The 11,472-nt window shown below is 69.8% G+C and carries 8 protein-coding genes; 2 read left to right on the top strand and 6 right to left on the bottom strand.

All coding sequences use genetic code 11. From position 1 onward, the window contains the following. The first annotated feature begins 41 nt into the window (after positions 1 to 41). Both IT182_00860 and IT182_00855 read left to right on the top strand, forming a co-directional pair. Positions 42 to 1,130, top strand: coding sequence for a 3-deoxy-7-phosphoheptulonate synthase (locus IT182_00860; GenBank protein MCC6161884.1), 1,089 nt, complete (start codon positions 42 to 44; stop codon positions 1,128 to 1,130). 6 nt (positions 1,131 to 1,136) lie between these two features. Further along, positions 1,137 to 2,873, top strand: coding sequence for a dynamin family protein (locus IT182_00855; GenBank protein ID MCC6161883.1), 1,737 nt, complete (start codon positions 1,137 to 1,139; stop codon positions 2,871 to 2,873). 9 nt (positions 2,874 to 2,882) lie between these two features. Here the strand turns inward: IT182_00855 and IT182_00850 are convergent, their stop codons facing one another. Genes IT182_00850 through IT182_00825 form a run of 6 tightly spaced genes read right to left on the bottom strand, consistent with a single transcriptional unit; the run spans position 2,883 to position 11,396 of the window. Continuing rightward, positions 2,883 to 3,746, bottom strand: coding sequence for a sugar phosphate isomerase/epimerase (locus tag IT182_00850; GenBank protein MCC6161882.1), 864 nt, complete (start codon positions 3,744 to 3,746; stop codon positions 2,883 to 2,885). A 46-nt stretch (positions 3,747 to 3,792) separates the two neighbouring features. Further along, a complete protein-coding gene (locus IT182_00845; protein ID MCC6161881.1) occupies positions 3,793 to 5,220 on the bottom strand; it encodes a HAMP domain-containing protein in 1,428 nt (475 codons plus the stop codon). Next, positions 5,221 to 5,901, bottom strand: coding sequence for a response regulator transcription factor (locus IT182_00840; GenBank protein ID MCC6161880.1), 681 nt, complete (start codon positions 5,899 to 5,901; stop codon positions 5,221 to 5,223). After that, the gene (locus tag IT182_00835; GenBank protein MCC6161879.1) at positions 5,876 to 8,944 is read right to left on the bottom strand and encodes an efflux RND transporter permease subunit; all 3,069 of its coding nucleotides are present in this window, start codon (positions 8,942 to 8,944) and stop codon (positions 5,876 to 5,878) included. Before IT182_00835 ends, IT182_00840 begins: the two co-directional genes overlap by 26 nt. Continuing rightward, positions 8,941 to 10,131, bottom strand: coding sequence for an efflux RND transporter periplasmic adaptor subunit (locus IT182_00830; protein ID MCC6161878.1), 1,191 nt, complete (start codon positions 10,129 to 10,131; stop codon positions 8,941 to 8,943). Before IT182_00830 ends, IT182_00835 begins: the two co-directional genes overlap by 4 nt. Continuing rightward, positions 10,128 to 11,396 carry a TolC family protein gene (locus tag IT182_00825; protein ID MCC6161877.1) on the bottom strand — a complete coding sequence of 423 codons (1,269 nt, stop codon included), beginning with the start codon at positions 11,394 to 11,396 and terminating at the stop codon, positions 10,128 to 10,130. Before IT182_00825 ends, IT182_00830 begins: the two co-directional genes overlap by 4 nt. Between the last annotated feature and the right edge of the window lie 76 nt (positions 11,397 to 11,472).

Here is an 11,472-nt window from a genome sequence, read left to right as displayed (position 1 = left end):
CTCGGCGTTTTGGCGGCGGGTACGGTAATCTGGCGGGTGACATGTTCCGCAGGACCGACGACCTCCGTATCGCCCAGACCCGCCCGTTGCTGCCGCCCGCCATCCTGCTCGAAGAGCTCCCGATCTCGGAGGCCGCCTCGAACGTGGTTGCCAACACGCGGGCGGCCATCTCCGACGTGCTGGCCGGCCGCGACGGACGCCTCGTGGTGATTGTCGGTCCCTGCTCGATCCACGACACCCGCGCCGCCCTCGACTACGCGAAGCGGCTCCTGCCCGTCGCCGAACGCTACAAGGACCAGCTCATCACGGTGATGCGCTGCTACTTCGAGAAGCCGCGGACGTCTGTCGGCTGGAAGGGGCTCGTCAACGATCCCGACCTCGACGAGAGCTTCCACATCAACAAGGGGATTCGCCTCGCGCGCCGCCTCCTGCTCGACGTGAACGAGCTCGGCCTGCCGACGGCGTGCGAGTTCCTCGACACGCAGCTGCCGCAGCACATCGCCGACCTCACCTCATGGGTCGCGATTGGCGCGCGCACCACCGAGAGTCAGGTCCACCGCGAGCTCGCGTCGGGCCTCTCGATGCCCGTGGGATTCAAGAACGGCACCGACGGCAGCGCCCAGGTGGCTGTCGACGCCGTGCTCTCGGCGCGCTCGCCGCACCTGTTCCCGTCGGTCACCAAGCAGGGCGTGTCGGCGATCTTCCAGACCACCGGCAACGACACGGGCCACGTCATCCTCCGCGGCGGCACGCGCACGGGGCCGAACTACGACGCGGCAGCGGTGCGCGAGCTGTGCGACCGCCTCAGGGCCAACGAACTGCCCGAACGCGTGATGATCGACTGTTCGCACGGCAACAGCCGGAAGGACCATCGCCTGCAGGTGGACGTTGCGCACGACGTCGCCGCGCAGGTCGCCGACGGGTCGTGGCCGATCTTCGGCGTCATGCTCGAGAGTCACCTCGTCGAAGGCCGCCAGAACTACGTCCCGGGCTGCGCGGCCGTATACGGCCAGAGCATCACCGATGCGTGCCTGTCGTTCGAACAGACCGAACCGCTCCTCGAACTGCTGGCGAGCGCGCAGCAGGCACGCGGCGTGCGCGCCGACGCCGACGTGGTCTCGCCGCGCTGACCGCGCATGCCCGCCGCCCTCCTCCGTCCAGAGGACCAGCAGCTCCTGAGCGACGAGCGCGCCACGCTCGCCGCGCTGCTCGACCTGCTCACGGGGCTCGAGGCGGCACCTGACGCGCTCGACGCACTGCGCCGGTCCGTCCAGCAGCTCGACGACCTGTTCCTCGTCGTCATCGTCGGTGAGTTCAACGCCGGCAAGAGCGCGTTCATCAACGCACTCCTCAGGACACCGGTCCTCGAAGAAGGCGTCACGCCGACGACGGCGCAGGTGCACCTGCTGCGCTACGGTGACGAGGCGAGCCGCGTGGTGCGATCGGACCACCTCCATGTGATCGCGGCGCCCGTCGACGTCCTTCGCGAGATCACGCTCGTCGACACACCGGGCACCAACGCCGTCATCCGCGAACACGAAGCCATCACGGCCGAGTTCGTGCCGCGCTCGGATCTCGTGCTGTTCGTGACGTCGGCCGACAGGCCGTTCACCGAGAGCGAACGGCAGTTCCTCACCGCGATCCGCGAATGGGGCAAGAAGGTCGTCCTCGTCGTCAACAAGATCGACCTGCTGGAGACCGAGGCCGACATCGCGAAAGTGACCGCCTTTGTGGCCGATCACGCCCGCGAGACGCTCGGCACCGCGCCCGAGACGTTCCCCGTGAGTGCGAAGCTCGCGATGCGCGCCAGGCAGGGCCACCCCGAAGTGTGGACCGCGAGCCGCTTCGAGGCGCTCGAACGCTTCGTGCACGACAGGCTGGACCAGCGCGAACGCCTGCGCCTGAAGCTCGCCAATCCCGTCGGGGTCGGCGCGGCGCTCGCATCGCGCTACCTCGGCGTCACCGACGGCCGCCTTGCGCTGCTGCAGGATGATCTGCGCCTGCTGAGCGACGTCGATCAACAGCACGCGATCCACCGCGCCGACGTCCAGCAGCAGTTCTCGCTGCGCATGGGCGACATCGACAACGTCCTGCTCCGGATGGAACAGCGCGGGCAGGCGTGGTTCGACGATGTGCTGCGGTTCGCGCGGGTGATGGAACTGCTGGACAAGTCGCGGGTGCAGGAGCGCTTCGTCAGGGAAGTGGTGGCCGACGCCCCCGCGGAGATCGAGCGGAAGGTGTCGGATCTCATCGACTGGATGGTCAGCACGGACCTGCGTCAGTGGCAGCAGGTCACGTCGCACCTTGCCGACCGTCGTCGTCAGTATCGCGATCGGATCGTCGGCGATCCGGAGCTGGCGGGATTCCACCTCGAACGTGGGCGCCTGCTGGAGTCCGTCGGCAGGGAAGCGCAGCGGGTGGTGGACGGGTTCGATCGGCAGCGCGAGGCGGCGGTGATGGCCGAAGGCGCGCGCAACGCCGTTGCGGCAGCCGCGGCGGCGGGAGCGGGTGCGCTCGGTCTCGGCACGCTGGTGACCATCGCCGCGACGACGGCCGCGGCGGACATCACGGGCATCGTGCTGGCGGGCGTGATCGCGACCGTGGGCCTGTTCATCGTGCCGGCGCGTCGCCGCAAGGCGAAGCAGGAACTCCGCCAGAAGGTCCACGATCTGCGCGAGACGCTCGCCACGGCGCTGCGCGCGCAGTTCGAGCGCGAACTGCAGCGCAGCACGGACCGGCTGCAGGAAGGCATCGCCCCGTACAGCCGATTCGTGCGGGCCGAGCAGCAGTCGCTGACTGCCGCCCGGGATGGCCTCACCGGCCAGATCGACGCGCTGGCGGGCCTGAAGGCGCGCATCGATGCGATCGCCTGACGCGCGCGGTCAGGCCTTCATGCCGCGCCACGAGGCGAGACACTTCTCGACCGTCTCGAACGGCGTGTAGCGGCTGCCTTCCTGCTCGATGAGATACGTCTCGACGCCTCCGACCGATTCGGCGGCGGCGCGGATGGCTGGCCAGTTGGCGGTGCCTTCACCCGTAAGCACGTGGTATCCCTTGTCGGGTCCTTCGCCAGGCGCCCAGTCCTTGCAGTGGATGCTCGCGATGCGTCCGGGGTGCGCCTTGATCCACGCCACGGGATCCTGCCCGGCGTGGACGCACGTGCCGACATCGAGCTGCAGCACGAAGTCGCGCGGCGTGCGGCTGGCGATCACGTCCATCGGTCGCGTGCCCTCGACGGCCGTGAACTCGTTCTGGTGATTGTGGAAGCCCGCGCGCATGCCGAGCGGGCGCAGCGTCTCCGACGCCTGCGCGAGCCGATCGGACAGTCGTTTCCAGTCGTCGATGGTGCTGACGCCACGGCCCGCGCTCGCCATCACGACGAGCGTCGAGCCGATGGCCTGGTTCAACTCGACCGCCTTCTTCAGCCCCTCGGGCGTGAACACGTCGGCGGAGTTGTGCGTCGACGGCGCCTTCAGCCCCACGTCGTCGAGCAGTTGCCGCACCTGTTTGGCGTAGGCCGTGTCCCATTGGTAGTACGGCGAGAAGAACTCGACGGCTTCGTAGCCGATCCCGGCCACCTTGCGAACCGTACCGAACAGGTCCTTGGCGAGCTCCCCACGGACCGAGAACAGCTCGAGACCGACAGTGGGTCGGACAGCGGCCGAGAGCGCTGCCGTCAGCGGCGTGGCGAGGGTCGCCGCTAGGAACGTGCGGCGGGAGAGCGTCGAAGTGTCGATCGATGACATGTGATCCTCCGGGGTTGTCGCGAAGTCTGACACAGATGCGCCGCCCCTACCGTTGGTCGCGCTGACCCGGGAGGACGAGTTCGAATGTCGTCCCCTGCGCGCCCGACGCGCGGACGCGCAGGGTGCCGCCGTGCCAGGCGGTGATGGCGCGGCTCAGGGCCAGGCCGAGCCCCGCGCCGCCCGTGCGTCGCGATCGCGACGGTTCGCGGCGGTAGAAGCGATCGAAGATGCGCTCCCATTCGTCCGCGGGGATACCAGGCCCCGTATCCGACACCTCGATGCGCACCCGGCCCGTTTCCCACGCGTCGCCGGCCGCGGGCTCGTCGAACGCGGCGATGCGAACCGTCCCGCCGTCCCTGTTGTACTGGATCGCGTTGGACAACAGGTTGTCGATCACGCGGGCGAGGAGGCCGGGCTGGCCGTACGCCACGAACCCGTCGAGCGCGTCCGACGCGATCGTGACGCCGCGCGCGGTCGCCAGTCCTGCGACCCTGGTGCATGCGTCGCCGACGAGCGTGTCGAGCGAGACCTCCTCGGCTGCCACGTACTCTCCGCGCTCCTCGACGCGTGCAAGGAGCATGAGGTGCTCGGATACCTGCGTCAGGCCGTCGATCTGCGCGCGCAGGCGCTCCAGCGTGTCGCGATAGTCGTCGGTGTCGCGTTCGCGCCGCAACGCGACGTCGATCTCGCCGGCCATCGCCGTGAGCGGCGAACGCAGTTCGTGCGACGCGTCGGCGGCGAACCGCTTGTGGCTGTCGATCACGGCGTGCAGCCTGTCGAGCATCTCGTTCAGCAGCCGCGTCATTCGCCCGATCTCATCGTCCACGTGCGGCGGATCGAGACGCATGTCGATGTCGCCCGTCGCGATGCGCGCGGCGCGCGCGGTGATCGCGTCGATGGGTTCGAGCGCGCGTGACGCGAGGAGGAAGCCGATCCACGCCGTGGCGCCGAGCGCGAGGACCCACACGGCGACGAGGATGGCGGCGAGGCGAGACAGCATCAGGTCGAGCGCGTCGGTGAATAGCCCGATCGCCGCGACGTACGACGTGGAGGCATCGCGGATCAGCGCCGTGACCACGCGTCCGCGCCTGTCGCCGATGCGCAGCGTGATGACGCGGTGATCGCCCGCCAGCGCGCGCGCGAACTCCGCCTCGTCGAGCACGCGCCTGCCGCCGAGCACCGTCGACTGGAACGCGATGCGGCCGTCGAGGGAGAAGTACTGCACGAACTTGTCGGTGTAGTCGCCACCGATCAGGTCCTCGAGCGCGAGGTCGTGCAGGTGGAGCTCGCCGTCCTCGTCCGTCGACGACACGATCTCGGTGCCCGCCAGCGTGCGGAGCGTGGCATCGAAGTCGCGGTGCACGTAGGTACGCACGCCGAGGTACACCGCAAGGTTTGCGCAGGCGAGCAGCAGGCCGAACGCGATGGTCCAGCGCAGCGTGAGGCGGGTCCTGAAAGACAGCGGCGCGCGCACTCAGGTCTCCGAACGCGCCAACATGTACCCGAGCCCGCGAATCGTCCTGATCTGGTCGGCTGCCGCCGTGCCGGCGAGCTTGCGGCGCAGGTAGCCCACGTAGACGTCCGCCACGTTCGAGCCCGGATCGTAGTCGCCGCCCCACACGTGCTCGGCAAGCTGGTTGCGCGACACGATCGTACCGGCGCGCCGCATGAGGAACTCCAGCAGTCGGTATTCGGTGGCCGTCAGCGAGATGGGCGCACCCGCGACCCGGACCTGGTGCGCTTCCTGATCGAGCGTGATGACGCCTGCCGCCAGCACGGCAGACAGGCTGCGCGTACGGCCGCGCCGCGTCAGCGCGCGCAGGCGCGCGACCACTTCGTCGAACGCGAACGGCTTGACGAGATAGTCGTCGGCGCCGGTATCGAGGCCGCGGATCCGATCGTCGAGGGCGTCGCGCGCGGTCACCATCAGGATGGGCGTGTCCACGCCGTGCGCGCGCAGGCGCCGGCAGACGGCAAAGCCGTCATGGACGGGAAGCATGACGTCGAGCAGGATCGCGTCGTAGTCGCCGGTGAGCGCGCGGGCCTCCGCCGTCTCGCCGTCCTCGGCCAGGTCCACGAGGTGCTGGTCCTCGCGCAGGCCCTTCACCAGAAAGTGGCTGATCGTGGGGTCATCCTCGACGACGAGCAGTCTCATGGAACGCACCCTCGATCATTTCATACACGACTGGCAGCACGATCAGCGTGAGCAGCGTCGAGGTGATGATGCCTCCGATCACCACCGAGGCGAGCGGCCGCTGCACCTCGGCCCCCGCGCCGTGCGAGAGCGCCATCGGGACGAAGCCGAGCGCCGCCACGAGAGCCGTCATCAGGACGGCCTTCAGTCGCGACGCCGATCCGCGCAGGATCGCGTCGCGCAGCGGCACCTGCTCGGCCCTGAGCTGGTTGACGGCCGAGACCAGGACCACGCCGTTGAGCACGGCCACGCCGAAGAGCGCGATGAAGCCGACAGACGCCGACAGATTCAGATTGAGCCCCCGCAGCCACAGCGCCGCCACGCCGCCCACGAGCGCGAATGGTACGTTGAGGATGATGAGCAGCGCGTGGCGTGCCGTGCGGAACGTGACGTACAGCAGCGCGAGGATGATCGCGAGCGACAGCGGCACCACGATCGCCAGCCGCGCCATCGCGCGCGCCTGGTTCTCGAACTGTCCGCCCCAGCGGACATGGTATCCGGCGGGCAGCGTGACCGACGCAAGCCGGCTCTGCGCGTCGGCCACGAAACTGCCGATGTCGCGGCCGCGGACGTTGCACTGCACCACCAGCCGGCGCTGCCCGTCTTCGTGGGCGATGGCTTCCGGCGTGCTCGTGCGCGTGAGACGCGCCACGCGCGAGAGCGGCACCTTCTCGCCACCGGGTGCCGTCAGGATCAGGCCCGCGATGGCGTCCTCGTTCGCCCGCGTGTCTGCGGGGAAGCGCACGACGACGGGGATGCGGCGCGGCCCGTCGAGAACGTCGGTGGCCTCGTGGCCGCCGATTGCCACGGCCAGCACCTGCTGCACGGCGGCGACATCGAGGCCGTATCGCGCGATGGCGTCCCTGTCGATGACGATCTGGAGCTGCGACGCGCCAGACAGGATCTCCACCTGGAGATCCGCGACGCCGCGCACCTCACTCAGTACCCTCCGCACCTGCGCCGCGAGCCGTTCGAGCGTGGCGTCGTCGTCGCCGAAGATCTTCACCGCCACGTCGGCCTTCACGCCGGAGACGACCTCGTCGAGGCGCATCGCCATCGGCTGCGTGAAGTTCACGTCGAGGCCGGGCATCTCGCCGAGCGAGGCCGCCAGCGCGTCGATCAGCCCCGCCTTGTCCCTGCCCGTCGTCCACTCGTCTTCGGGATGCAGGTTGACGTAGACGTCGCCCTGGTAGATGCCCATCGCTTCCGTCGCGAGATCGGGGCGACCGATCTTCGTGACGACCTGCGAGACCTCCGGAAAGGCGAGCACCGCGCGCTCGACGCGCGTCGAGATGTCCACCGACTCCTCGAGCGACACCGACGGCAGCCGGCGCGTCTCGATCAGGATCGCGCCCTCGTCGAGGCGGGGCATGAACTCGGTGCCGATGAACCACAGCGATCCGATCGCGATCGACGCCGTGGCGACGGCCACCGCGATCGTACGCGCACGATGACGCATCGCGCCGGTCAGGTATGTCACGTACCTGTCGCGCAGGCGCAGGAACCACCCCGGCTCTTCGTGGTGTGCGGTGGCCTTCAGCAGGAGCGACGAGGCGGCGGGCACTGCCGTGAGCGCCAACAGCAGCGCACCGAAGACGGCCGAGCACACGGTGATCGCCATCGGGCGGAACATCTTCCCCTCGAGACCTTCGAGCGTGAAGATCGGCAGATACACAGCGATGATGATGAGCACGCCGAAGAGGATCGGCCGCGCCACTTCCATCGCGGCGGACCTGTCACTCCTGCCCTCGCCGCGGCGCCTGACGACGTTCTCCATCATCACCACGGCACCATCCACGATGAGGCCGAAGTCGATCGCCCCGAGCGACATGAGGTTGGCCGAGACGCCGAAGATGCGCATGCCGATGAAGCCGCACAGAAGCGATAGCGGGATGACGGCGGCGACGATGAGCGACGCGCGGACGTCGCGCAGGAAGAAGAACAGCACCGCCACGACGAGCAGCGATCCTTCGAGCAGGTTCCGCCGCACCGTCGCCGCCGTGCGATCGATGACCGCCGTCTGGTCGTAGAACGGCGTCAGCGTCACGCCGGCCGGCAGCGACTGCTGGATTTCCTCGATACGGAGCATCGCCCGCGCACCGACGTCGCGGCCGTTCTCGCCTTTCAGCATGATGACCATGCCGGCCACCGTCTCGCCGCGGCCGTCGCGCGTCACGGCGCCCTGGCGCGGCATCGGGCCTGAGCGCACGTCGGCGACGTCGCGCACGAGCACGGGCACGCCGTCGACGGCCGACACTACGACGGCGCCGACGTCGGCGTGACTGGTCAGCAGCCCCTCGCCGCGGACGGTGGTCCGCTCGGATCGATGCTCGATGAAGCCGCCGCTGAACGACGCGTTGTTGGCGGCCAGCGCCTCGATCACGCGCGCCGGACTTACGCCGTACCGTTCCAGGCGCCGCGGATCGACGATCACGTGATACTGCTCGGTGAGCCCGCCCCAGGAATTGATCTCGCTTACGCCGCGTACGGCGCGCAGGCGATTGCGCACGGACCAGTCGTGCAGCGTCTTGCGCGCCATCACCGACGCATCGTCTCCCTCGACGAGGTACTGGTAGATCTCGCCGAAGGCCGTCGCCACCGGGCCGAGCGTGGGTTCCGCGCCGGGAGGGATGCGGCTCCTCGCCTCGTTCACGCGCTCGGTGACGAGCTGGCGTGCGAGGTACACCGGCACCGAATCGTCGAATACCACGGTGACCATCGACAGCCCGAACTTGGAGATCGAGCGGACCTCCTCGGCCCCGGGCGTCCCCATGAGCGCCGTCTCGATCGGGTAGGTGACGCGCTGCTCGACTTCCGGTGCCGCGAGCTCGGGCGTCTGCGTCACCACCACGACCTGGTTGTTGGTGAGGTCCGGGAACGCCTCGACGGGCAGGTCGCGCCACGCCAGCAGGCCAGTGGCTGCCAGTGCCGCGACGCACACCAGCACGAAGGCGCGGCGCTCGAGCGCCCACGCCGTCAGGCGTTCGACGAGGCCGATCGTCACGGCTCGCCTGCCGAGGGGCCGAGCACCTGCGACTTGAGCAGGAACGCGCCGCGCGTGACCACGCTCTCGCCGGCTGCAAGCCCGCGGCGGACGTCGATGCGTCCGTCGCGCTCGGGTCCCGTCTCCACGTCGCGCGCGGTGTACCGGCCAGGACCGTCGGACACGAACACCACCCGTCGATCGCCGAGATCCTGAACGGCATCAACGGGTACGCGCACCCGCGTCGACGTACCCGCTCCCGCCATCGTCACGCGCGCGAACATCCCCGGCTTGAGCCTGCCGTCGGTGTTGGTCACCGTGCAGCGCACGATGGCGCGACGCGTGGTGGGATTGATGGTGTCGCCGATGCGCGCGACGCGTGCGTCGAATCGCTCCGATGGGTACGCCGCCACGACGACCTCGACTGGTGAGCCGATGCTGACGCGTCCGATGTCGGCCTCGTCGACCTCGGCGACGACCCACAGCGACGAGGTGTCGCTCACGACGAAGAGCGCGGTGCCCGGCGTGACGGCGGTGCCGGCCGTGACGAGGCGCTCCAGCACGACGCCTGCACGCGGCGTGCGCACCGGAATCTCGTCGGCGGATCGCGCGCTGGCATCGACGGGAATCCCGAGGTGCTCGAGCGAATCCTGTGCGCGCCGCACTTCTGCGGTCGCCGCGACGAGCTGTTGCCGCGCTCCCCCCTGCGATGCGCGCGCGCGTTCCGTTTCCATGACGGAGGCCGCCTTGTCGGCCAGCAACCGTTCGGTACGCGCGAGCGTCTCGTCGGCGAATGCGAGCTCCTGTTCCGCGCGCCGGCGATCGGCCACCGCCTTGCGGTAGTCGCCCCAGCCATCGTGGACGTCGTGGCTGTGCAGGCCCGCGAGCAGCGCGCCGCCGCGCACGCGATCGCCCACGTCCACCTGCGTGCGTGAGACGATGCCCTCGACGAGCGCGCCGATGCGTGCGGTGCGCGTGTCGTCCAGCGTGACGGTGCCGATGGCTTCGAGCGTCGGGCCTGCCGACTCGACCTCTACTTCCTGCGTCTCGATACCGGCCATCGCCTGGCCGGCCGGCGACAGGGCCACGCCCTCGGTGGGCGCGTCCGGCGTCGTGGCGCGTGGTTCGTGCGTCGACGAGCACGCGACGCTCGTGGCAATCGCGATCGTGGTGAGTAGCCGTCTGGGCGCGAAGCCGGTGCGGGTCATGGCAGAGGGTCCCATCCAAGCGCCACGCGGGCGCGGATGCTGGCGGTCACGGCGTCGAGTCGCACCGCGAGCGCGTCGCGCTGCGTGTCGAGGTACACGCGGTCGGCGTCGACGAGCGTGAGCGCATCGCCAGTGCCTTCGCGAAATGCCGCACGTGCCGCGCGGCGGGCGTCGACCGCCGGGGCGACGAGCGTATCGTCGACGCGGCGGGCCTCTTCCGCGAGCACCTGCATGGCCAGGAGCGCGCCTTCGATGTCGGCACGAGCCGCAGCGCGCGCCTGTTCGAGATCGAACGCGGCGGCGGAGGCGTCGGCGTCGGCGCGCAGACGATCCGTGGCGTTGCGGGCGCCGATCGGGAGATCGATCGAGACGCCGGCCGTGGCCGTGTTGAACCCTGACGTGCGCTTGTAGCCAGCCATCGCGGCGAAGGCGGCCGAACCTGCCGCGCGTTCGGCTGACGCCAGGGCCCGCCGCTCCTCGACGCGTGCGACGGCTGTGCGGATGTCGGCACGCCGGTCGACGGCAGACGCGAGATCGGCGTGTCCGTCGTCGAGCGGGGGCAGCGCGGGGAGCACGACGTGCTGGCCGAGCGTGCTGTCGACGCGTCCGATGAGGACGCCCAATGCGAGCGACGACTGCCGCAGCGCGAGCTCGGACCTGACGCGCGCGAGACGCGTGCGTGCGGCCTCGGCTTCGAGCTTGCGAAGATCGCCCTCGGGGGCCACCCCTTCGCGGACGCGGTGGGCCATCACCTGCACCGCCTCGTCGATCGTCGATTCGTGCCCGGCGAGCAGCGCTGCCGTTTGTTGCACCTCGACGAGGGTCAGGTAGGCGTCGATGACGGCGACGTCCGTCTCGCGGCGTCTCGCGTCGGCTGTCGCGGCAAGCCACTGTTGCGACGCGCGCGCCGCGGCCACGCGTGTGGATCGCCGCGGACCGATGTCGAGCGGCTGCGTGATCCACGCGAAGCCATCCCGGTCGAGTCCTCGCACGCCGAGGTTCTCGACAGACAGATCGAGACGCGGACCCTGCCATCGCCGGCTGGCATCCGCGACGGCGGCACCGGACGTGGCATGCGCGTCTGCCGCGCGAATCGCGGGCGAGTACGCCCTCGCGCGCGCCAATGCCTCGGCAAGCGTGAGTGGCCCGCTGCCTGCCAGAGCGACACCAATGGCATCGGCCGTCGCACCTGCCTGGCCTGATGCGGCGCCGGGCAGGCAGAGCAAGCCCCCGAGTACTGCGGCAGCCGTCCGGCCAGTCGTCACTGCACCACTGTGACGACTACAGATGAGAACCACATGAGACGTCCGGCGCGGCAGGCCATCCGGCGGGCAGTCACAC

Source organism: Acidobacteriota bacterium, from assembly GCA_020845575.1.
Lineage (GTDB): Bacteria > Acidobacteriota > Vicinamibacteria > Vicinamibacterales > Vicinamibacteraceae > Luteitalea.
The sequence above is the reverse complement of the archived record's forward strand: the minus strand, read 5'-3'. Positions and strand labels throughout refer to the sequence as shown.

Bases quoted from the DNA above. Each gene is read 5' to 3' on its own strand.
- IT182_00860 (MCC6161884.1), top strand. From the start codon at position 42: ATGTTCCGCAGGACCGACGACCTCCGTATCGCCCAGACCCGCCCGTTG.
- IT182_00830 (MCC6161878.1), bottom strand. From the start codon at position 10,131: ATGACCCGCACCGGCTTCGCGCCCAGACGGCTACTCACCACGATCGCG.
- IT182_00850 (MCC6161882.1), bottom strand. From the start codon at position 3,746: ATGTCATCGATCGACACTTCGACGCTCTCCCGCCGCACGTTCCTAGCG.
- IT182_00855 (MCC6161883.1), top strand. From the start codon at position 1,137: ATGCCCGCCGCCCTCCTCCGTCCAGAGGACCAGCAGCTCCTGAGCGAC.
- IT182_00840 (MCC6161880.1), bottom strand. From the start codon at position 5,901: ATGAGACTGCTCGTCGTCGAGGATGACCCCACGATCAGCCACTTTCTG.